Below are 23432 nucleotides of genomic sequence, written 5' to 3'. Positions count from 1 at the left end.
ACACCATCAAACAAGGTTCGAGGAACAAAATACATACATAATGTAGACCACATAGGCTGCGATATTTTACACAAAGAGTATTATATAATTTATGGTGCTATAAAGTCAAGGTCATATTTAAGGTAATGTACTTTTAATATGTCAGCTAACCCTAAAAAGTTTGTCCTTTATATCATACTATTTTACTAGGCCTATGGTATAATAATTAGTAATTGTTATATTTTTCAAATATTTGGATATTACCTTGCCACGTGATGAATCATTTTAGTTTAATCAGGCTGCTGCCTGTCCAAACAGCTACTTACAAATCGCTGTTAAGTGATTTTAAAACAGGTGATATATATGGAAGAATTATTGGAACGCGAGATTATATTAGAACTGAAAAGCCGATTTTTTGATTTGATCAGCACTGGCGGATTATCTTTTTCTTTCTCAGAAGTTCTCTCGCAAATGATGGCTATTTTAAAAGAACTCCTGAAAGTTGATGAAATCGATTTTTATGGCTGCCTGGAATGGAAACAGGGAATGCTCCTGGAGGCTACAACACGTTTATCGACAAATGACGAAGTGATTGGTTCTTTTCCTGCTTGTCTGGTAAGTGAATTGGCTGAGAAGCCCTATTCTTTCATTAAATATCCAGAATCTATGCCTCAGTACGAACTGTTGCTTGTCTTGGCCGCTAATGAAAAACCAAAGGGTCTGTTTGGCTTTCAATTCACCGGTGGTTCACTAACCCGGTTATCAGACGGGTTCTTTAATAAGCTTTCTTTTGAGTGCAATGTATTTATTGAGAAGGCGCGTAGCCTGGCGGATACAATGGAAGAAGAAAAAAGATATAAGCAATTATTCAGGGTGACGAAAAAATTCCATTCGACGATGGATATGGATGCCGTGCTCGGTGAAATCATTTCCACACTAAGGGAAGTATATCCTTCTTTCACCTATTATCTGCTGTTGTCCCATGACCATAAGGGGTATGGTGGATTGCCTGTAAAAGACCTCGAATACGATAGTGATAATCTCACTGCGATGCAGTCATATGTAAGTGGGCAGATCCAGTTCGAGGACTCAGTCACAGAAAAAAATTCAATCATGTATGCACCTCTAAAAGGCAAACAGGGTGTTTACGGAGTTTTGCAGGTGATTGCCCCGAACTCACTTGTTTTCCCGCAAAATGAAGTTGAGTTCATTAAGTTGCTCGCCAATACCGCCGGCAGTGCGCTGGAAAACGCCAAGCTATATGAGCAATCCAGGAAATTGATTGCCGATTTGCAGTTAATCAATGAAACCTCGCATCAGTTGAATACTAGCTTGCGACTGACAGATACGATGAAGTTTATCTGCGGACAAATCATCAAATCTTTTAATGCTCAGGAAGTCGGTTTCATCATGCTTGATGAAGACCATGATGATTACTCAGTCTTGCAAGGCAGCACAAGCTTTTTCTTTTCAAAAGATGCTTCCAGCTATATATTGAGGATCGCCAAACGAATCAAGCAGGAAATGGAACCATTATTCATCGGAGATATCTCCTCTGATAGAGACGACGCCTCTTTACACTTCCACTCGATTATGGGTGTCCCTATGATCCAGAGCGGGGAATTAAAGGGTTTTGCGCTTGTCATGCATGAGGAGCCGTATCACTTTGCGTTTGATACATTCAAACTGCTCCAATCTCTTATCCACCATTCAACTTTAGCTTTTACCAATTCAATGCTGCGTGAAGAGCTGGAAAAAATGGTTGTGACGGATCATTTGACGAAGCTCTATTCCCGAGGGTATCTGGATGACAAAATGAATCTGTCCATGCTTGAAGATCAGCAGGGAACCTTTATATTGATTGATATTGATAATTTTAAAAGCGTTAATGATCAGTACGGTCATCAGGTGGGAGATGAAGTTCTCATCCAGTTGGCCCGCCATATTGCGAAGAATATCCGCGGAACTGACATAGGTGCCAGATGGGGCGGGGAGGAACTGGCGATTTATTTGCCAGGGGCTCCTCTCGATACTGGTGTTATGATTGCGAACAGACTAGTAGAAAAAGTTGAAAAAAATACGGACCCGAATGTCACGGTTTCATGCGGGGTATCCACATGGATCAGGGGACAGGAAGACACGACCAAAACCGTGTTCAAAAGGGCAGACCAGGCTCTTTATTTAGCAAAGGGCTCAGGGAAAAATAAAGTAGTAGTCCAGAATGAAGAACAATCTTGCTTTAGCGATAAAGTATAATTTGTGAATTGTCTAGCTCCAGCGCCTAGCCCCTCGAGTCGCTTCGGATCCGCCCAATGAAGTCAAAGAACGACTTCACCGGTGGCCCTCCGAGGCACAGGACGTGCTAGACCCGCCAGCCACACGATGTGGCGTTTTAGGCGGGCAGCGCTTGTCGGGGCTGACCAAGGCGCTTACGCATTTCTTGCCAGCACTCAAGATTGAGTGCTTTTTTCGTTTAACAAACCAAAGTACTTTTTAAGTTGGTGTGAGTGAAATCACTTTCCATATCAGGGTAAATGTCATATCCTGATTATGGGGGTAAATTGTAAGCGTTTACAGAATATATAGGAGGAATCGTAATGGGAGAGAAAAGATTCGAAACAAAAGTAATCCATTCTGGATATAAGTCTGACGAATTCAGGGGAAGCCTTGCGCCTCCGTTATTTCAAACTAGTACGTTCACTTTCGATACTGCTGAGCAGGGTGAAAGACGCTTTGCCGGAGAAGAGGAAGGATTCATTTATTCACGTCTTGGAAACCCTACAGTTGCGATGCTTGAGGAGCGGATGGCAACGATTGAAAAAGGGGAAAAAGCCCTTGCATTTGGATCAGGGATGGCTGCTGTCTCTGCGATATTAGTAGCGCTGACACGCACAGGCGACCATATCCTTTGCTCACAGGGCGTGTATGGCTGTACGTTCGGACTCCTGCAGCTCATGAAAGAAAAATATGAGATCAACCATGATTTTTCAATGATGTCGACGAGAGAAGAAGTATTGGCTGCCATTACCCCAGAGACAAGAGTCATCTATATCGAAACGCCGATCAACCCAACAATGAGACTGGTTGACCTGGAAATGGTCGCGGACGTAGCGAAGGAAAAAGGAATCCCGGTAGTTGTTGATAATACATTCAGTTCGCCTTATCTCCAGAATCCGCTCGAACTTGGCTGTGATTTCGTCATCCACAGTGCAACGAAGTATATTTGCGGACATGGTGATGTCATTGCTGGCGTAGCAGTAGGACCAAAGGAAATCATGACTAAAATATCGATGACAACGCAAAAGGACATTGGCGGTGTGATTTCACCATTTGATGCATGGTTATTGCTTCGTGGTTTGAAAACATTGCCGGTAAGGATGGACCGCCATTGTGACAATGCTGAAAAATTGGCAGCATATCTTTCTGATCATCCTGCAGTCGAAGAAGTCATTTTCCCTGGTGACCCTAAGCATCCTGATTACGCCATTGCGAAAAAACAAATGCGTAAGCCGGGCGGTCTTATTTCCTTCAATATAAAGGGAGGCCAAAAGGAAGCTCAGGCGTTCATCAACAAGTTAAAGCTAATTAAAATAGCGGTTAGCCTTGGAGATGCAGAAACATTGATCCAGCACCCGGCGACAATGACTCATGCCGTAGTGCCAAAAGAAGCAAGAGAAAATATGGGTATCAAAGAAAACATGCTCAGGCTTTCAGTAGGACTGGAAGCATGGCAGGATATCAGAGATGACCTTGAAGCAGCATTCGAGGCTGTCAGGAAAGAAAGTACCATGGAAACAGGATCGATTTAAGTGATTCATTACAAAAACCCTCCCGTGAATGGGAGGGTTTTTCAATATCAGTCGATATACTGCAGCAGCATTTCAACGAATTCCTCGAGTTTTTGCTGGTCTAATTCGTCAAAGCGATTTTTTTCTGGTGAATCGATATCAAGGACGCCAAGTAGGTTTCCGTCTTTGACGATTGGAACGACGATTTCTGATTGTGACGCGGCATCACATGCGATGTGGCCCGGGAAGGCATGGACATCTTCAACTCTAACTGTTTCCTGCTTGGATGCGGCTGTACCACAAACTCCTTTGCCGAGCGGGATTCTTACACAGGCTGGAAGGCCCTGGAATGGTCCGAGGACAAGCTCGCCATCTTCCATCAGGTAAAAGCCGACCCAGTTGACGCGATCGAGAAATTGGTTCAATAAAGCAGAAGAGTTGCTAAAATTCGCAATCGCATTCTTCTCATCTTCCACCAATGCTTTGAGTTGCTTTATCAATAAATCGTAATTTTTTTCACGGCTGTCGCTGTATGTTTCGACTTTAAACACAGTTTTTCCCCCTCATTCTCGAAGTTTTAATCTATATTGTATCAAAAACAGGCGAAACAATGGAGACTTTGTCGAGCTTTTTATAAAGGAAATTTTAATGATTTCCAGAAAGGTAAACAGTAAGGTTGATTGCGGAAAGTGAGGGGCGGAGAAATGAGAAAAAATTCAAAAGCTGCGATTATTGATGCGGCCATCTACTTATTCAATACGAAGGGGTTCAATGGGACATCAGTAAGGGATATTGCGGCAAGGGCAGACGTGAATGCAGCGAATATCTCATACTACTTCCGGAATAAAAATGGACTCCTCGAAAATTGTTTTACTGTTTTCTTTGAAAGCTATATGGAGGAATTGGAAAAAGGCTTTTCATTGCTGGAATACGGTGCGGAGTTATGTCTGAATGCAATGGTTGACAATGTATTGAGATACCAGTGCCAAAACAGTCAATTGACAAGGTTTATTTTAAGAGAGATGACAATAGACTCGCAGGTTGTCAGGGAAATTATGTCCACCTATCATGTGAAAGAACGCTATATGTTTAAAAAGGTGCTTGAAGCTGGAATGGGGAACGGAGAATTTAAAAAGCATTCCATCCAGTTCAGTATTTTACAATTAAAAGGGCTGCTGTCGATGCCGTTTTTGAATACCCATTATGTCACAGAGGTCCTGCATTTGCAGCCTCATGAAAAATACTTTGCCGATATGCTCAGCTATGAGATTTCACAATGGATTAAAGGAACCCTTTGTACAGAACAGCAATTGCATGAGAAAATGTTGATCAATATATAGGAAACCGGTAAAGCTGCCGGTTTCCTTATTTTTTTATAAGCATTCTTTCTAGTCCCTGTCCAAGCTCTTTCGCCTGGTGCGCATCTGATCCGTAAACCAGTCTGATTCCACGCTTTTTGGCTTCCCTTATTACCCAGTCTGGAGGATATGGCTCACGGCATAAAGGTTTTGCTGTACCAGCTCCGTTATAATCCAGCTCATAGCCATGCTTCGAAACATTCTCCAGTATTTCAATGATCTCATCAGTACATTCTTGTGCGATAGGGTACTTTAAGCGGAATTTATTCGCCAGGGTCATATGCCCGATTCTTTTTGGCTTATATGGACCCAAGTCAGCAAGAATGGATTTCAATACAGTTTGATAGTAATGGCGATGGATGGTTTCCACAGATCCATATTCTATCACCATTTCTCCAAAGTTTTCCGGACTGTAATCAAGACAATCATATTTTCCTGAAAGGTTTTTCAAAAAGTGAACGGATAGAACGGCGTCATCGAGACGAGGACCGAACTCGTTGAGGAAATTGGCAGTCTGAAGTTCGTATCCTTCGATAAAATCAATCTCAAATCCAGTATTGATTTTAATTTTCCCGCGGTACTTTACCTTCGCTTCTTCGATAGCTTGAAAATAAGGCTCCAAATCTTCATAACGCATTGCGCTATCCTTCATTGGTGTAGGATCGATGAATCCTTCCGGTAAAGGGGCGTGCTCAGCGAATGTGATTTCTGTATAGCCGAGCTTTAGCGCTCTCTCGATGTATTCATCTATCGAATCTTTAGTGCCATGCGGGCAAAAAGATGTATGTACGTGCCCATCTTTCATGGTTTCAGGCCTCCTAAAGTAATATATTATGCAAGATTTCAAGTTAAATCGGCTTAATTCGGATAATTTCAACAAAAAATATGAATTTTATAGTCAATAATTGTCGTTTACATGGTAATATAAATACATTATACACGCATTTATAAATTCATTTTATATAGAAGGATTCTGAACTTGGAATTTGTGAGGCCAGGGGGATAACAATGGAATACATAATTGGCGGAATTGCTATATTGATAATTATTTTTTTAATCGGATATTTTATGAAACGGAAGTATTACAGTGAGGTCGACCGGTATGAGTCATGGAAAATCGATATCATGAACCGGCCGGTGCTGGATGAAATGTCAAAGGTAAAACAGCTGAACATGACTGGCCAGACAGAGGAGCTTTTCGAGCGCTGGCGCCAGGAATGGGATGAACTTGTTACGTCCAAGCTGCCAGGCATCGAAGATTATTTGTTCGATGCGGAGGAGTATATTGACAAATACAGGTTCAAAAAGGCGAAGGAATCTCTTGCCGTCATTGATCGCAAGCTTACGGAAACAGAGGATAAGATTAAAAAAATCCTCGGTGAGTTGAATGAGCTTGTCGGAAGCGAAGAGAAAAACCGTGAAGAAATCGATGGCCTGAAGGAGCAATACAGAGAAAATAAGAAAAACCTTCTGTCACACCGTCACAGCTTTGGAAGCGCTGAGACCAGTCTCGAAGCTATGCTTGAAAACATTCAGGAAAAATTCATCGATTTTGATGAGAAGACGGATAATGGCAATTACCTTGAAGCAAGGGAAACTGTGTTGTCCATCCAGGCCCAGCTTGAACAGGTTTCCAGCAAGATGGAATCCATTCCAGCGTTGCTGCATGATTGCCAGTCGGTCATTCCTGCCCAAGTCAGCGACCTGAAGGACGGAGTCAGGGAGATGGCTGCACAGGGATATGTACTTGACCATCTAAACGCAGAAAAAGAGGTTGAGGAAATCGGAAAGGAATTGACTGAATATCGGGCTTCCCTGGAAAAGGGCGATGTTGAAATCGCTGAACAGGGTATTCAGGGGTTAAAGGAACGTGTTGAGAAGTTATTCGATCTCCTTGAAGCTGAGGTCCGGGCTAAACAATACATTACGAAGACAGAACACGAGGCAAAAGAAACCCTCGTAAAAGCAATAACAGAAAGCAAGACGTTGAAAGAAGAGACAAAGCATATCCAGGAGAGCTATCACCTGAATGATAAAGAGTTGTCGGCACAAACGAATGTAGAACAACAGCTCAAAGGCCTGCTTAAGCGCTTTGAGTTAATCGATCACAGAATTACTGAAAACGACACAGCGCAAAGCCTGATAAAGGTGGAGCTTGAAGAAGCGAAGCAGCAGCTTGATGCGCTTGTTGAAGAGCAAAAAGTATTGATGGAAAAGTTGAGTGCCCTAAGGAAGGATGAAATGGCGGCTAGGGATAAAGTATGGGATCTGTCAAAAAAGATTTCCGAACTGATCCGGATCGTCTCCAAAAGCAATATGCCTGGTTTGTCACAGGAATACAAATACCTTCTTGAAGATGCCAATGAAAGCATCAAACAAGTCAATGAAAAGCTTGAGGAGAAGCCGCTGGATATTCCTGTTGTCCAACAGTATTTAGAAATCGCTGTGCTGACGGTTGAAAAGCTTGAAGCATCGACTGAAGAAATCGTCGAGACAGTCATGCTGGCTGAGCGAGTCATTCAATATGGCAACAGGTACCGCAGCCGATATCCTTCGGTTGACCGGGGACTCCGAGAAGCTGAAGAGTATTTCCGGAATTACGATTATCGCGATGCACTTGAACAGGCGGCTACTTCAATTGAGGAAGTAGATCCTGGTGCCCTGAAGAGAATCGAGCAAATGTTAGCTGAAAAAGAGTGATGAAAAACGTGGGTCTCCGTCATGGAGACCTGTTTTTATGCGGAATAAAAAAGTATAAATTTATCCACTTAGATTAGTGTCTAGCTCCAGCGCCTAGCCCCTCGAGTCACTTCGGTCCTGCCAATGAAGTCAAAGAACGACTTCACTGTCAGGCCCTCCAGTGCTTGTCGGGGCTGACCAAGGCGCTTGCGCTTTTCAATCTTCCGGGCATACTATATAATGTCAATTCTGATTATTTTTCATTGATTACTTCTTATGATAAGATTTCTAGTTAGCATTAACGTATTGAACAAGGGGGGATACGGTGATTTACTTAGACAACAGCGCAACAACTAAACCCTATAAGGAAGTATTGGATTCATTTGTAAAGGTCTCAGAGGATTTTTTCGGAAATCCTTCATCACTTCATAAAATCGGTGGGCAGGCAGAGAAGTTGCTTCAGCAGGCGCGTTCCCAGGTTGGCAAGCTGCTGAATGTAAAAGAAACGGAAATCCTGTTTACATCCGGAGGAACGGAAAGCAATAATCTTGCGGTTAAAGGAATCGCGATGGCTCACAGGGAAAGAGGCAGGCATATCATAACCACAAGCATTGAACATGCATCCATCCACAATGCTATGGTGCAGCTTGAATCGCTCGGCTATGAAATAACATATGTAAAACCAGATGGTAACGGCTTTATCAGCGTGGAGTCAATTCAGAAAGAAATGCGTGATGATACCATCCTGGTGTCTGTTATCCATGTCAATAATGAAATTGGCACCATTCAGCCGATAAAGGAAATTGGAACCTTGCTTAAAAAGTATCCCAAAGCGTTTTTTCATGTTGATTTCGTTCAGGGAGTTGGAAAGGTGCCATTGAACTTTTATGAAGCCGGAATCCATTTGTCCACCATATCGGGGCATAAATTCCATGGGTTGAAAGGGACAGGTGCATTGTTTATAAAAGAAGGCGTCCGTCTGTCTCCATTATTCTCCGGCGGAAATCAGGAATGGAAGCAGCGAAGCGGAACGGAAAATGTTGCAGGCATGGTTGCAATGGCAAAGGCACTGAGAATGACATTTGAACAGAGTGAAAAGCTGAATCAAATGGAAGCAGCGATGGAAAGATTAAGAAGTGGTATCAGCCAAATCAAGGAAATCACCATTCACACGCCAATGGAGAATCGTGCCCCCCACATCTTGAACTTTTCAATCAAGGGGTTGAAGGCAGAAACATTTGTACATGCGCTGGAAGAAAGAAATATTTATGTATCAACCACAAGCGCCTGTTCCTCCAAAAAGAAAGCTGCAAGCAAGACTTTGCTGGCAATGGGAGTGCCACAAGATGAAGCAGAAAGCGCGATCAGAGTCAGCCTGACATACAGCAATACAATAGAAGAAGCAGAGATAGCAACAAAGGCAATTGTTGAAACAGTAAAACATTTAAGCGAGGTAGTAAAGAAATGATGTATGACCGTATTTTAGTTCGGTATGGAGAAATATCGACAAAAGGAAGAAACAGGAATAAATTCATTGATCGACTGAGAAAAAATATTAAAAGAGCTTTAAGCAACTATCCGAATGTAGCCATCAAGGCAGAACGCGACCGTATGTTCATCCTTCTTAATGGTGAGGATAGTGACGGAATTGGAGAGAAGCTGAAAGAGATATTCGGGATTCAATCCTTCAGTCCGGCTCTAAAAGTTGAAAAGGATCTCGATAAAATGAAAGATGCTGCACTCGAACTTTTCAGGAAGATTCATAAGCCGGGCCAGACTTTTAAGATCACTGCTAAACGTTCGGACAAGACATTTGAATTGGATACAAACGGGATCAATTCTGAATTCGGTGGCCACATCTTAAGGAATGTTGATGACTTGAAAGTAGACGTCCGCAACCCTGATATTAATCTTCAGATTGAAATCAGGAAAGAAGCCGCCTATATTTCGGCAGAAACGATAAAAGGTGCTGGCGGACTCCCTGCTGCCTCTGCAGGCAAAGGGATGCTGATGCTTTCCGGGGGAATTGACAGTCCTGTAGCAGGTTACCTTTCAATGAAGAGAGGTCTCGAGGTTGAAGGCGTCCATTTCTTCAGTCCTCCATTTACAAGTGAGCGAGCAAAACAAAAGGTTATCGATCTTTCAGAAAAATTGGCAGAGGTAAACGGCCATTTCGCACTTCACATTGTGCCGTTCACTGAAATCCAGCAGGCAATTCACAAGCAAATACCGGAAAACTATACGATGACTACGACAAGGAGAATTATGCTCCGCATAACGGACGCCATCAGGGAAAAACAGGGCGGCCTTGCGATCATCACTGGTGAAAGTCTTGGGCAGGTAGCGAGCCAGACACTTGAAAGTATGTATGCGATCAATGAAGTGACTTCTACACCAATCATCAGACCTTTGATTACAATGGACAAACTTCAAATCATGGATATTGCTCAAGATATCGATACCCATGACATATCGATCCGCCCATATGAGGATTGCTGCACGGTTTTTGTTCCTTCATCACCAAAAACAAAACCAAAGCTGGATAAGGTTCAAAACTTTGAAAGCTTCTTCGACTTCGAGGAATTAGTTCAAAAAGCAGTTGAAGGAACGGAGCGTATGGTTCTCAAACCGGCTTCAGAACGAAAAGATGATTCAATGGATGACCTATTTTAATTTATGATGAATTTGTGAACAATTACCAATTAAAGATTTGAATTAAGCCATGTGTTTTTACACACTCTATACTCACAAGGAGGTGAAACACATGGCAAACAACAACAGCTCAAATCAACTTCTAGTACCTGGAGTATCACAAGCTCTTGACCAAATGAAGTACGAAATCGCTTCTGAATTTGGTGTACAGCTAGGCGGAGAAACTACTTCTCGCGCTAACGGTTCTGTAGGTGGAGAAATCACTAAGCGTTTGGTTCAAATGGCTGAACAACAACTTGGTGGTGGATTTTCTCGCTAATTAAAAATTAATAATATGGCTACAAGGAGCGGGGCAGATGCCCCGCTCTTTTTTTTCAGGAAAAATTATTATATTGAAAAAGTGTTATCATATAATTTTAAATTTTTAAATAATTTTGTATAATAGGAATTGGGGATAAAGAAGGCAAGTAGTCGCAAAAGCAAAACTGGCCTTAACAAAATATTATGAGGGGGAAGAGTATGAACAGAGAACAATTGATTGCGCCACAAAAGTATAATCTTGTATCTGAGATGGAGCGTTTCGCTCAGGATCAGGAAAGAAAAGCAATAATCTGGGAAAATGAAGCAGGCAGCATGAAAGAGATTACATACCGTGAACTTCTAAATAATGCGAATAAGATTGGAAACGTTTTCTTGGAAAAAGGCTTGCAACAGGGTGATGTCGTTTTGGTCGTCGTGCCGAGATTAATTGAGGCCTATCAGGTTTATATTGCATCCTTGAAAATGGGGTTAGTTGTCATTCCTAGTTCCGAGATGTTAAGAACTAAGGATTTTCAATACCGGATTAACCATGGTGATGTAAAAGCGATTGTCAGCTATGCTCCTTTTACCGAGGAATTCGCAGGAATCGAGGAAGGTGATAGCCTGCCTAAGTTTGTAATTGGAGGCGAAAGAGAAGGCTGGATCCATCTGGATGCAGAAATGGAAAATGCTTCGGCTGAACTTCCGCTGGCAGCTACCGAACGTGATGACATGGCATTCCTTAGCTACACCTCTGGAACGACTGGCAATCCAAAAGGGGTTGTCCATACACATGGATGGGCATATGCCCACCTTCGCACAGCAGCGACGAACTGGCTTGGAATTGAGGATGGTGACACTGTCTGGGCAACTGCAGGTCCCGGCTGGCAAAAGTGGATTTGGAGTCCATTTTTATCCGTTATGGGAACCGGAGCAACCGGCCTGGTTTACCAGGGGAAATTCGAGCCGCAAAAGTATTTATCACTTTTACAAAAATACAATGTGAATGTTCTTTGCTGCACGCCAACGGAATACCGTCTGATGGCAAAGGTAGAAAACTTAAGTGATTTTAACCTGCCAGGACTTCACAGTGCGGTTTCTGCGGGAGAACCGCTTAATCGTGAAGTAATTGATACATTTAAAAAGCATTTTAATGTCGAAGTGCGCGATGGTTATGGACAGACAGAAAACACATTGCTTGTCGGCGTGACAAAAGGCATGGAATTAAGACCAGGATCGATGGGCAAGCCAACGCCTGGAAACAGGGTGGAGATTATCAATGAAAATGGTGAGCCATGTGCTCCTGGTGAAGTTGGGGACATTGCTGTCCATGTTGAAACACCTGCGTTGTTCAAAAATTATTACAAGGATCCAGAGCGGACAGCAATGCAGTTCCGTGGCGATTATTACGTAACAGGGGACAAAGCCAGCAAAGATGAAGAAGGTTACTTCTGGTTTGAGGGTCGCGGCGATGACATCATCATCAGCTCCGGCTATACAATCGGACCTTTTGAAGTTGAGGATGCACTGGTAAAGCATCCTTATGTAAAAGAATGTGCTGTGGTCGCATCACCTGATGAAATCCGTGGCCATATCGTCAAAGCTTTTGTTGTACTGCGTGACGGCGTAAGCCCTGGACAGGAAAACCTTGTGGCAGAGCTGCAGCAGCATGTAAAGGAATTGACTGCTCCATATAAGTATCCAAGAAAGATTGAGTTCCTTGAAGAACTCCCAAAAACAACTTCCGGTAAAATTCGCCGCATCGAATTAAGGAAAAAGGAATTGGAAGGTGCAAAATAAATAATTCATCAAAAGGCAGGCCGCTGGGTCTGCTTTTTGTATTTTGTCTAACCCTCTAATTTCAGGAGGTAATATTTAATCACAGAAAAAAACAGTGGATGCGTTGACGATGAAATCTTGGGTATATTGAATTTAGAAGGGGTGATTATTTATGAAGATCGAAATTAGAGACGCTGCACTGGAGGAGTTAAGTAAGATCCAATTTAGTAATAGTGAAGGAATTAGGATTTTAGCAGAGTTTGTTGGGACATGCTCAATCGCAACGGACATCCAACTGCAAATTGAAGAAAAGCAGTCAGATGATGAAGTGATTACAGAAAGCGGTGTTAACTTTTTCGTACCAGAAAAATCTCTGGAATCCCTTCCAAGTATAATATTCTTGGATTTTAAGCCAGGTTTTGGCTATAAAATATCCTCTGCCGAAGAGACATTTGGCTATAACTTCAAGTTAAAACCACGCAATGTAAAATAACCCGATCAGGGTTATTTTTCTTTATGGCATTTAACAGTGTGCATAAATTGTCTGTTATTAGTCTTAAAAAAAGATTGTCAGTCCGCAGCGTTCCCCTTTATAATGATATTATTTCGAGTCTAGAAAGATTAGGGGGCTGTTCGGATGGAAAAAAGGACCGAACAACAAGCTGGTGTCCTATACGCAGCTTTTTCTTATATATTGTGGGGATTCCTTCCTGTTTATTGGAAGCTTTTAGATCATGTAAATGCTGATGAAATCCTGGCTAATCGTGTATTCTGGTCGTTTTTCTTCATCGCCCTTATTCTGGTCATTAATAAGAAATGGGGACTTTTCAAAGGGACATTGCGGGGGCTGGCCCAAAACAAAAAGCAATTAGCCGCCCTAGCTGTAGCATCAATGCTAATCAGCATTAACTGGTTCATGTATATCTGGGCTGTGAATACAGACCAGATGATCGAAGCAAGCCTTGGCTATTATATCAATCCGCTCGTAAGTGTCTTTCTTGGGATGGTATTCCTGAAGGAACGTCTTTCCATGCTACAATATGTGTCGTTTGCGCTCGCAGCAATCGGTGTATTGATCATGACGATTTCCTACGGACAATTTCCATGGATTGCTTTATCACTAGCCATCTCCTTTGGCCTGTACGGATTGGCAAAGAAATTGATCAAGGTAGATTCTGCTGTCGGACTTGCGCTCGAAACACTGGTCGTTATGCCGCTCGCGGCCCTCTACATTGGCTACCTTCTAAACCAGGGAACGAACTCCCTGTTTGCTGGTTCATTGTCGACTACGCTGCTGCTGGCAGGTGCAGGGGCAGCTACGGCAGTTCCACTGTTGTTTTTCGCTAAAGGAGCGCAAAGGATTCCGCTCGCAACACTTGGTATTCTGCAATATATTGCACCGACTTTGACGCTGATCCTGGGAGTTTTCATCTATCACGAAACATTCTCGTCAATCCACCTGCTTGCCTTCACCTTTATCTGGTCAGCATTGATCCTTTACTCTTTATCAAGGACAAAGCTGGCATCAGCGTTAACAGTTAAGTGGAAAAAAGAAAAAGGAATGCCGATGTAAAAGAAGAGAGCTGCGGATTTCCGCAGCTCTTTTCTATTATAAGAATGTCCTCTTCACTTTTTCCCAGAAAGAGTTGTCCTTCAGTTTGACAGTCTTGATGATTTTGTTACTTAATTTTATATCGAATTTTTCAACATGCTGGATGCTCAGGGCTTCGTTATCCATTCCCATGATAGGATAATCATTGCCATCCTGGGCAACCTTGAAGGTAAGCTTTCGGTCTCCACTCAGGATGAAGGATGAGCCGAGTGTACGGTAATCATTGTTGTTCACTGAAGCAAGCTCGCTCACCTGCATGCAAGGCAGCAGCGGGTCGACAACTGCTCCATTGACCGACTTGTTATACGCTGTGCTTCCAGTAGGAGTAGCGACGATCATCCCATCTCCACGGAATGTTTCAAAATGCTTGTCGTCGATATAAACATCCATGACAAAAGCTTTAATGATCGCTGAACGGACGCTGAATTCATTCAAGCAGCCAAATGTTGTATCACCATCGATTGTTACCTCGATCGTCGGATAGCGTCTGACTTCGATTTGAGCATTTGTGATTGCTTCAATCATTTTATCCGTATCCTCGAGATGGAAATCGCAATACATATTCAGGGAGCCAGTAACTGAAATACCGGCATATAGGCAATCATCCCGGAAACCGGTCTTTCTGACAGCCTGCAGGAAGGTACCGTCATCACCAATGCTTACGATAATATTTGCGGTGCGATAGTCGGACACGATATTGAAATCATAACGGCGAGCCAGCTCATAAAGAGGCTCAACTTTTTCCAACATAGTAGTGTCGGGTGTATGGTGAAAATAAATATTACGGCGATCTGGCATATTAATTCCTCCAAACATTTCGTATTTCTTCCATAATTTTACCCACTTTTGAAATCTTTTGCTAAAATAAATGTTATTGACATCAGTTTATCATTTTTTCATAAGGTTTTGAAAGTACGAGAAACTTACAAGGGGGCTTCAAGATGAATGGTAAAAGATGGGCGGCATTAGGGATAGCCGTCGGATTATTCATTGCGTCAACAGTTATAAATCTTCTGTCTACAGTGGCATTTAGTGACGCGGAAAATGCTTTTACGGATATATTTGCAGTAACGGAAGAAATGTTCGCTGAAGAAATAATCGAAGAAGGTGACATGCTGAGCAAAATAGCGGTATTGTCCATCAATGGTGTAATCCAGGATACTGGGGATGCTGAATCATTCTTTGAAAGTCCGCTCTATAATCATAGGGCATTCATGGAACAGCTTGATTATGTCATGGAAGCAGACGATGTGAAGGCAATCATCCTGCAAGTGAATTCACCTGGCGGCGGTGTCGTGGAAAGTGCGCAAATTCATGACAAGATCAAGGAAATCCAGAAGGAAACAAAAAAGCCGATTTATGTTTCGATGGGATCGATGGCCGCTTCTGGAGGTTATTATGTGTCTGCGCCTGCTGATAAAATTTTTGCCAGCCCTGAAACGCTTACCGGGTCGCTTGGTGTCATTATGCAGGGAGTTAATTATGCCGGCCTTGCCGAAAAGTATGGCGTTGAATTCACGACAATTAAAAGTGGGCCATACAAGGATATCATGAGCCCATCAAGACCGATGACAGAGGATGAGCGCGAAATCCTCCAATCGATGATCGACAACTCATATGAGGGATTCGTAAAAGTAATTTCAGAGGGACGCGGTATGTCTGTGGAACGGGTCAAGGAAATTGCCGATGGCCGGATATATGATGGACGTCAGGCAAAGCAGCTGAAGTTAATCGACGGATTCGGTTATCTTGAGGATGTCATCGAGAATGTCAGGAAGGACGAAAAGCTCGGCGATGCTACTGTCGTAAAGTACACAGAAAGCATGGGGTTTGGCTCGTTCTTCAGCATGGGAGCACAAAAGATCATGGGGAAAGACGCAGAAATGGCAGGCTTAATGAAATTGTTATCCCAGCCTAATTCTCCACGCCTGATGTATTTATATGCGGAATAAGGAGGGATAAAATATGAATTCGGATGATTTTAAAGATCGGGACAATGTACCCTCTCAATCTGAACCAAAAGAAGTCATGGATAGGTCCGGAATCTCTGATGACAAGTCGCATTTTCAGACTGAAACGGAACTTCCTGTACCTCATTCTGAATCTAGCACTATACAATTACAAGGAAATCCACAACCTGAGGTTTATGAACATGACAAGGCTGAACCCCAGAATCAAATATACGCCGGCCTCTATGCCGGTTTCTGGACACGCTTTTGGGCGTATTTGCTTGACTTGATTGTAATTGGGAGCATCAACCGAATGATCATCAATCCTGTGTTTCGGGCACTGGATGTACCGTTAATTGAGGATGGGATCCTTTCACCGATGACCATCGCGACAGCTGTCGTTTTCTATTTATATTTTGTGTTAATGACAAAGTACTTCGGCCAGACCCTCGGAAAAATGGTCTTTGGCTTGAAAGTGGTGGAGATGGACGGCAAGGGTCTAACCTGGGGAACCGTTATTTTCCGCGAGTGGATCGGCCGCTTCATTTCAGCGACCATCATTGTTTTGTATTTGGTCGTTGCTTTTACAAAAAAGAAACAGGGGCTGCATGACCTGTTTGCCGATACAACCGTTATATATGAACCACGTTAGAATGAACCTGCTGCGGCAGGTTTATTTTTTTGCCTTTTTGTTGATAATAATAAGCTGAAAGGTTGTGGAGGACGATGAAATGGGTGCTGCTAGCCATACTGCTTCTCACGGTGCTTGTACTTATAATCCTTTTTACAAAAGTTAAGATTTTTTTAGATTATTTCCACGGCAATGATAATGATCGTTTTAAGGTAACGATTAAAGCTTGGGGCGGATTAATCAAGTTCAAGATAGAAGTTCCAGTTATAAAAATAGATGATAATTCTCCTACAATCGTCGCAGAGCAAAAAGTCAAAGCAGGGCCCGATGAAAATATGAAACAACAAAAAACCTCTCAGGTTGATAAAAATGATTTACTTAACAGTCTTCATGATTTCAAGCAATTGATCAACCACGTCGCCGGCCTCCATAAAATCGTCAGGGATTTTTTAAAGAAAGTTACGGTTCGGAATATTGAGTGGCACACCATGGTTGGCGTATCTGATGCTGCAGCCACAGCAGTGATTACGGGTGCTTTTTGGGCAGTAAAAGGCGGGGTTATTGGGCTCCTAAGCAACTATATGAGAATGAAAGATATGCCTGACATGACGATTACACCAAGCTTCCAGCAAACTGTTTCAATTACTAGTTTTAAATGTATGATTCAAGTCAGAGTCGGGCATGCTATTTTAGCAGGAATAAAGCTGGTTAAATATTGGAAAGGCGGCTGGCCAGAATTTAAATCGAAGCCATTATCCGCTCTTTCTGGTGATAATACTAATTCTGTCTAAAATAAGGAGGAAACAGGAATGTCCGACCATCCAATTCAAGGATTAATGACAACTGCCATGGAAAGCTTGAAAGAAATGATTGATGTAAACACAATCATTGGAGACCCTGTAGAAACACCGGATGGAAGTGTAATCCTGACAGTTTCAAAGGTAGGTTTTGGTTTTGCCGCTGGTGGAAGCGAATTTGTTTTGGAAAGCTCTAAAGGAGGATCCGGTGGTTCTGGCGGTTCTGGTGGCTCAGGAGGACAGTCTGGCGGTTCCCAGCACCCATTCGGAGGAGGTAGCGGTGGAGGTGTGTCAATCACGCCAATTGCTTTCTTGATCGTCAACTCTAAGGGTGTAAAAATGCTTCATCTTGATGAAAATACACATTTGTACGAGAAAATACTTGATCTGGCTCCACAGGCTGTTGAAAAAATCCAGCAAATGATGTCAAAGAAAGACCAGAACAGCCAGGATGGCAGCCAGAACAAAAACCAAGGCCAGTCTCAGGCTGATTACAACGGTCCGAAAACAGACCTGGAATTTTAAGCAGGTGAATTCAGGGAGTACTGCGAAAAACAACTATTTAGCAGGAAGCTGCCTTTTCCAGCGGGAAGGCAGCTTAGCTATGTATGTTGGGTCTTGGTCTCCTTTTAGTAAAATAATTGCAAAAAAATTCTTTAAAAGATATATTAACACTGTACATATAATGGACAAGGAGGATGAGCAGGTATGGCATCTGTTACATTTAAGGGGAACCCAGTTACATTGTTAGGAAATGAAGTAAAGGTAGGAGACCAGGCACCTGATTTCAAAGTGCTTGCAAACGATCTTTCTGAAGTGACACTTCAGGATTCAAAAGGACAAGTACGTTTGATCAGCGTTGTTCCTTCACTTGACACAGGAGTTTGTGATGCACAGACTCGCCGTTTCAATGAAGAAGCTGCAAACCTTGATAACGTTAAGATTTTGACAGTCAGCGTGGACCTTCCTTTCGCACAAAAGCGCTGGTGTGGAGCTGCTGGAATCGATAATGTCCAGACACTATCTGACCACCGAGGTCTTTCATTCGGAGAAGCTTACGGAGTAGCAATCAAGGAACTTCGCCTGCTAGCTCGCGCTGTATTTGTTGTTGATTCAAACGACAAAGTAACATATGTTGAGTATGTAAGCGAAGCAACAGACCACCCTAACTACGAAGCGGCAGTAGAGGCTGCAAAGCAAGCAAACTAATATACAACCAGGGAACAAGCCGCAGAAAAAACCTGCGGCTTGTTTTGCTTTGAGAATAGGAATGTGTGAATTTTAACGATTTCATTGTGCCCTATCGGACAAACGTGAAGCAGGGACCAGGAAAAGTGTTCGATAGGAGGGCTCTATCGGACAAACAGAAGGCGGAAAGCGGTAGAAGTGTCCGATAGATTCTCTGTATAGTCCGCCCAATTTCCGACCATATACCTTGTACACAGAGCAAAACAGGTCTAAAATATATAAATATCTATTCAAATCAGGAGGAAGAAAAGTGAGTATGACTCCGGTAGAACAATTATTTACTGCATTCAATACAACTGCAGATATTTTAAAAGAAGAGTTATCATGTACATATTTGGAAGCGCTGGCTGAAAGCGGGGAAAACATGTTTCAGGGCACAGTGCTCCAGGACGAACTGAATGAAGTCACAACGAAACGGCTTGAAAAAGTATATAAGGAGACTAACCTTGATTCTTTTAGCAAAGAAGAAATCCGCAAAGGCTTCCAGCTTGCGATTTTAAAGGGAATGAAGGAGCATACCCAGCCGAACCATCAAATGACACCTGATTCTGTCGGCATGTTCATTGGCTACCTAGTCAATAAGTTTGTCGCCAAGAAGTCATTCAGGCTCCTTGACCCTGCGGTCGGAACTGGAAACCTTCTGGCTACGGTATTGAACCAGCAGACTGATAAGGAAATCGAATCCGTAGGTGTTGAGATTGATGACCTGCTCATCCGGCTGGCTTTCGTGAATGCCAACCTTCAGAAGCATCCGGTCGAGTTTTTTAATCAGGACAGTCTTGAACCATTGTTTGTCGATCCGGCGGATGCGGTCATTTGTGACCTTCCAGTGGGCTACTATCCTAATGACCTCAAAGCGGAACAATATGAAGTAAAAGCAAAAGAAGGCCATACGTACTCTCATCACATGTTTATCGAGCAAAGTACGAAGCATGTGAAAGAAGGCGGGTATTTGTTCTTCATGGTTCCTAATGGTCTTTTTGAAAGTGAACAAGCCCCGATGCTTCATGAGTTCATTAAAAACCATTTGATTATCCAGGGTGTTTTACAGCTTCCAGCTTCATTGTTTAAAAACAAGCAGGCAGCTAAAAGTATCCTAATACTACAGAAAAATGGTGAAGAAGTGAAAGCACCAAAGCAGGCACTTCTTGCCGAGCTTCCAAAACTATCGGACGGAGCAGCTGTGAACAGCATGCTGAATAAAATCGATCAATGGTTCAACGAAAATAAAACTGCACAGCAATAGAACCGGAGTCATTACCGGTTCTTTTCGTTTGTTTCGGGTATATAAATCATGGCAATGTTTTTTTCTAATCCTTAGAAGTGTCTGAATAAAAACTCATTTCCCTTTTGGAAAAGCTTTGCTTGAAATGTGAAAAAGACAGTGTTTAAATGGGGAAATGAGAGATATAATTTAGACCTGTGGCACACAATAATGGTGTACTATTTCACTGTATTTTTAATCAGGTTGTTATATAAAAGGAGCGGTACAAAATGTCTAAAATAATTGCAATAAATGCCGGCAGTTCGTCACTAAAGTTCCAATTGTTCGAAATGCCAAGCGAAGAAGTCATCACTAAAGGAATCGTTGAAAGAATTGGTCTTAAAGATTCAATTTTTACAATCTCTGTAAATGGAGAAAAGAATAAGGAAGTTACTGATATACCGAACCATGCGGTAGCGGTAAAAATCCTTCTTGATAAACTAACATCATTGGGAATCATTCAGTCACTTGATGAAATCGAAGGAATTGGTCACCGTGTTGTTCACGGCGGTGAAGAATTCAGTGATTCTGTAATGATCACCGAAGAGGTTTTACAAAAAATCGAAGAGCTTTCAGAGCTTGCGCCACTGCACAATCCAGCTAACTTGACTGGTATCCGCGCATTCCAGCAGGTGCTCCCGAATGTTCCTGCGATTGCTGTGTTTGATACGGCTTTCCATCAGACAATGCCTGAAAACTCTTTCCTTTACAGTCTTCCATACGACTATTATAAAAAGTACGGAATCCGTAAATACGGTTTCCACGGTACATCACACAAGTATGTTTCCCAGCGTGCAGCTGAAATGCTTGGCCGTCCTGTTGAGCACCTGCGCCTGATTTCCTGCCACCTTGGAAATGGTGCAAGTATCGCAGCAATCGAAGGCGGTAAATCTATCGATACATCCATGGGATTCACTCCGCTTGCAGGCGTGACGATGGGAACTCGTTCAGGTAACATCGACCCAGCCCTAATTCCATATATCATGGAAAAAACCGATAAAAATGCGGACGAAGTATTGGATGTCCTGAACAAAGAGAGCGGAATGCTTGGTGTATCAGGATTCTCAAGTGACCTTCGTGACATCGAAGACGAAGCAGAAAAGGGAAATGAACGTGCGGAACTTGCACTGAAAGTTTTCGCCGACAGAATCCATAAGTACATTGGTTCATATGCAGCACGCATGTGCGGTGTTGACGCAATTATCTTTACTGCAGGTATTGGAGAAAACAGTTCGGCAATCCGTGCTCGTGTCCTGCAGGGCCTTGAGTTCATGGGCATCTACTGGGATCCAGCTTTGAATAAAGTGCGCGGCGAAGAAGCATTCATCAGCTACCCGCATTCTCCAGTAAAAGTAATGGTCATCCCGACAGACGAGGAAGTCATGATCGCTCGTGATGTCGTGCGTTTGGCAAAATAAATCACTTTCAGGCAGAAGCGGAGAAGCTTCTGCCTTTTTATATAGTGGGGAAATTTTCGAGTTTTGTCCAGCTCCAGCGCCTAGCCCCTCGAGTCGCTTCGGTCTGCCCAATGAAGTCAAAGAACGACTTCACTGGTCAGACCTCCAGCGCTTGTCGGGGCTGACCAAGGCGCTTCCGCTTTTCTTGTGCTATACTGGAAGAAAATTCAGAAATGCTGGAGGTTTTTCAATGCCTTTGACTCAACGGGAACAAAAGGTACTGGATGAATTAAGTGCTTGGGAAAACAATCTCTACGATTATGAACCTAATGATTTTGAATTGACGTATGATCGATACCTTGAACGATCTTTTTCGCTTTTGCCTGAAGAGGTGCAGGAACGCTTTTTCACTTTATTCGACGGCTGGCTTTTCCATCTTCACTCCTTAATCCAGGGTTCACAGTTGCAGATGGATGCCAAGGAACGGATTCTTTCAGCGGGGCGGGTTTTTCAGCCCGACCTTGAAACCATTCAGGATTTAAGGGAGCTTCCGATTGAACAGCTCGAGTTCATTGCCAGGCAGCAAATTGCCCGCCACAGGCTCTATTCCTTTGTCCAGGGCGGTATGTCAGGCAGCGGCGGAAACCTTGTGCTAGGAGCAGATATGCCGGCGATGGCAGTCATTAATTTGCGGATTGTCCAACTGGTTGCGATGACCTATGGATTCGAAGTGAATACTCCATTTGAAATGATGGTCGCCTTGAAGGTATTCCATACTGCGACAATGCCTTCGAGGATGCAGAGCGCTGGCTGGGAAGAATTGAAAAATGACCTCGAACAGGCAGAGGACTATTATTTCTATGAAGGCAATGATGACCTGACAGACGTGACATGGCTAGAACAGCCAATCAAACAGATTTTCAAGGGTATGGCTATCCTGATGTTCCGCAAAAAGCATGTCCAGGGCATGCCGGTGATCAGCATGGCGATCGGTGCAGGGGCAAACTATCAATTAACGAGAAGGGTCACTGACTTCGCACATAAATTTTACCAGATGAGATATTTCAAAGAAAAAGGAGCACTTTAGAGTTATGAGTACACAGGAACATAAACAAGCTGCACCAAGCCAGGTGCGCTGCAAAGTCATAACAGTAAGCGATACAAGAACGCCAGATACAGATAAAAGCGGCAAGCTGATGATGGAAATGCTCGAGACTGCAGGACATAAGATCGTTGATTACGTGATTGTTAAAGACGAAGCTGAACCGATCAAAGCTGAAGTGATAAAAGGCTGTAGCAACTCCGAAATTGATGTAGTGCTAACGAACGGCGGAACAGGGATTGCTAAACGTGACGTCACAATCGAAACAGTCCAAAGCATATTTGAAAAAGAAATTCCTGGGTTCGGTGAGATTTTCCGAATGCTCAGCTATACCGACGATATCGGTTCAGCAGCTTTGCTGTCACGTGCAGCAGCCGGAGTCGTGAATGACCGCGCCGTCTTTTCGACACCAGGATCAACAGGTGCTGTCCGCCTGGCAATGGAAAAGCTGATCATTCCCGAAATCGGACACGTTGTAAGAGAGCTGACGAAAGATTTATAATTCATGACAGAGATGAATCCTTTACGGGTTTCATCTTTTTTTTGTGGATAAAAAGGAATTTAGAAAACATAGTCGAATAACTGTATGGAGTTTCCAGATAAAAGGAAAATGACTGTGATTATTAAAGGACAATCTCAAACTGGTCAGTAGGAGGGGCAAGTTCAGATAGGTTTGAGTGAAAAGCAAGAAAAGCTGTCAGGAAAACCTCAGAATCGTGACAGGTTTGAGGCGAACCCAAGCAAAGCTGTCAAGAAAACCCCGGAATCGTGACAGCTTTGGAGCGAACACAAGCAAAGCTGTCAAGAAAACCCCGGAATCGTGACAGGTTTGAAGCGAACACAAGCAAAGCTGTCAAGAAAACCCCGGAATCGTGACAGGTTTGGGGCGAACCCAAG

General features: G+C 43.0%; 22 protein-coding genes. 19 read left to right on the top strand and 3 right to left on the bottom strand.

What is annotated here, in order from left to right; genetic code table 11:
* The first annotated feature begins 342 nt into the window (after positions 1 to 342).
* Together TY49_RS08315 and megL are read left to right on the top strand one after the other, a co-directional pair.
* Positions 343 to 2235: a sensor domain-containing diguanylate cyclase gene (locus TY49_RS08315; RefSeq protein WP_041965449.1), complete on the top strand. Its 1893-nt coding sequence runs from the start codon at positions 343 to 345 to the stop codon at positions 2233 to 2235.
* 341 nt (positions 2236 to 2576) lie between these two features.
* Entirely contained in the window at positions 2577 to 3788 is a 1212-nt protein-coding gene (gene megL, locus TY49_RS08310; protein ID WP_041965448.1) for a methionine gamma-lyase, read from the top strand.
* 47 nt (positions 3789 to 3835) lie between these two features.
* On the opposite strand, the gene TY49_RS08305 is transcribed toward megL, so the two are convergent.
* Positions 3836 to 4318 (bottom strand): free L-methionine (R)-S-oxide reductase MsrC, encoded by a 483-nt coding sequence (locus tag TY49_RS08305; protein WP_041965447.1) that lies wholly within the window; start codon positions 4316 to 4318, stop codon positions 3836 to 3838.
* A gap of 153 nt (positions 4319 to 4471) precedes the next feature.
* Here TY49_RS08305 and refZ point away from each other — a divergent pair, with 153 nt between their 5' ends.
* Complete coding sequence (gene refZ, locus TY49_RS08300; protein WP_041965446.1) at positions 4472 to 5107, top strand: forespore capture DNA-binding protein RefZ; 636 nt, start codon at positions 4472 to 4474, stop codon at positions 5105 to 5107.
* A gap of 25 nt (positions 5108 to 5132) precedes the next feature.
* On the opposite strand, the gene hisJ is transcribed toward refZ, so the two are convergent.
* Entirely contained in the window at positions 5133 to 5930 is a 798-nt protein-coding gene (gene hisJ / locus TY49_RS08295; RefSeq protein ID WP_041965445.1) for a histidinol-phosphatase HisJ, read from the bottom strand.
* Between the two features lie 203 nt (positions 5931 to 6133).
* Here hisJ and ezrA point away from each other — a divergent pair, with 203 nt between their 5' ends.
* From ezrA to rarD, 7 genes are all read left to right on the top strand, one after another.
* A complete protein-coding gene (gene ezrA, locus TY49_RS08290; protein WP_041965444.1) occupies positions 6134 to 7825 on the top strand; it encodes a septation ring formation regulator EzrA in 1692 nt (563 codons plus the stop codon).
* A gap of 304 nt (positions 7826 to 8129) precedes the next feature.
* A complete protein-coding gene (locus TY49_RS08285) occupies positions 8130 to 9272 on the top strand; it encodes a cysteine desulfurase family protein (RefSeq protein ID WP_041965443.1) in 1143 nt (380 codons plus the stop codon).
* Entirely contained in the window at positions 9269 to 10477 is a 1209-nt protein-coding gene (thiI, locus tag TY49_RS08280; protein ID WP_041965442.1) for a tRNA uracil 4-sulfurtransferase ThiI, read from the top strand. Before TY49_RS08285 ends, thiI begins: the two co-directional genes overlap by 4 nt.
* 91 nt (positions 10478 to 10568) lie before the next feature.
* On the top strand, positions 10569 to 10775 hold the full coding sequence (locus TY49_RS08275) for an alpha/beta-type small acid-soluble spore protein (RefSeq protein ID WP_023626976.1): 207 nt from the start codon (positions 10569 to 10571) through the stop codon (positions 10773 to 10775).
* Positions 10776 to 10975: 200 nt separating this feature from the next.
* Complete coding sequence (gene mbcS / locus TY49_RS08270; protein WP_041965441.1) at positions 10976 to 12556, top strand: acyl-CoA synthetase MbcS; 1581 nt, start codon at positions 10976 to 10978, stop codon at positions 12554 to 12556.
* Between the two features lie 151 nt (positions 12557 to 12707).
* Entirely contained in the window at positions 12708 to 13028 is a 321-nt protein-coding gene (locus TY49_RS08265; RefSeq protein ID WP_041965440.1) for an iron-sulfur cluster biosynthesis family protein, read from the top strand.
* A gap of 144 nt (positions 13029 to 13172) precedes the next feature.
* On the top strand, positions 13173 to 14108 hold the full coding sequence (gene rarD, locus TY49_RS08260) for an EamA family transporter RarD (RefSeq protein ID WP_041965439.1): 936 nt from the start codon (positions 13173 to 13175) through the stop codon (positions 14106 to 14108).
* 36 nt (positions 14109 to 14144) lie between these two features.
* Here the strand turns inward: rarD and TY49_RS08255 are convergent, their stop codons facing one another.
* Entirely contained in the window at positions 14145 to 14945 is an 801-nt protein-coding gene (locus TY49_RS08255) for an NAD kinase (protein ID WP_041965438.1), read from the bottom strand.
* Between the two features lie 143 nt (positions 14946 to 15088).
* On the opposite strand from TY49_RS08255, the gene sppA reads away from it, so the two are divergent.
* From sppA to TY49_RS08210, 9 genes are all read left to right on the top strand, one after another.
* Positions 15089 to 16099: a signal peptide peptidase SppA gene (gene sppA / locus TY49_RS08250; protein WP_041965437.1), complete on the top strand. Its 1011-nt coding sequence runs from the start codon at positions 15089 to 15091 to the stop codon at positions 16097 to 16099.
* A 160-nt stretch (positions 16100 to 16259) separates the two neighbouring features.
* The gene (locus tag TY49_RS08245) at positions 16260 to 16748 is read left to right on the top strand and encodes an RDD family protein (RefSeq protein WP_439646159.1); all 489 of its coding nucleotides are present in this window, start codon (positions 16260 to 16262) and stop codon (positions 16746 to 16748) included.
* A 74-nt stretch (positions 16749 to 16822) separates the two neighbouring features.
* Complete coding sequence (locus TY49_RS08240) at positions 16823 to 17518, top strand: DUF2953 domain-containing protein (protein WP_041965436.1); 696 nt, start codon at positions 16823 to 16825, stop codon at positions 17516 to 17518.
* An 18-nt stretch (positions 17519 to 17536) separates the two neighbouring features.
* Complete coding sequence (gene ytfJ / locus TY49_RS08235) at positions 17537 to 18049, top strand: GerW family sporulation protein (protein WP_041965435.1); 513 nt, start codon at positions 17537 to 17539, stop codon at positions 18047 to 18049.
* Positions 18050 to 18232: 183 nt separating this feature from the next.
* Complete coding sequence (gene tpx, locus TY49_RS08230) at positions 18233 to 18733, top strand: thiol peroxidase (RefSeq protein ID WP_041965434.1); 501 nt, start codon at positions 18233 to 18235, stop codon at positions 18731 to 18733.
* Between the two features lie 295 nt (positions 18734 to 19028).
* Positions 19029 to 20018 carry a class I SAM-dependent methyltransferase gene (locus tag TY49_RS08225; RefSeq protein WP_439646158.1) on the top strand — a complete coding sequence of 330 codons (990 nt, stop codon included), beginning with the start codon at positions 19029 to 19031 and terminating at the stop codon, positions 20016 to 20018.
* Between the two features lie 248 nt (positions 20019 to 20266).
* Positions 20267 to 21454 (top strand): acetate kinase, encoded by a 1188-nt coding sequence (locus tag TY49_RS08220; protein ID WP_041965432.1) that lies wholly within the window; start codon positions 20267 to 20269, stop codon positions 21452 to 21454.
* Between the two features lie 229 nt (positions 21455 to 21683).
* Positions 21684 to 22520 (top strand): EcsC family protein, encoded by an 837-nt coding sequence (locus tag TY49_RS08215; protein ID WP_041965431.1) that lies wholly within the window; start codon positions 21684 to 21686, stop codon positions 22518 to 22520.
* Positions 22521 to 22524: 4 nt separating this feature from the next.
* Positions 22525 to 23037 carry a MogA/MoaB family molybdenum cofactor biosynthesis protein gene (locus TY49_RS08210; protein WP_041965430.1) on the top strand — a complete coding sequence of 171 codons (513 nt, stop codon included), beginning with the start codon at positions 22525 to 22527 and terminating at the stop codon, positions 23035 to 23037.
* Positions 23038 to 23432 lie beyond the last annotated feature (395 nt).

The sequence above is a fragment of the Mesobacillus selenatarsenatis SF-1 genome (genome assembly GCF_000813125.1).
GTDB classification, from domain to species: domain Bacteria; phylum Bacillota; class Bacilli; order Bacillales; family Cytobacillaceae; genus Mesobacillus; species Mesobacillus selenatarsenatis.
This window is presented reverse-complemented; position numbering and strand designations above follow the sequence as displayed.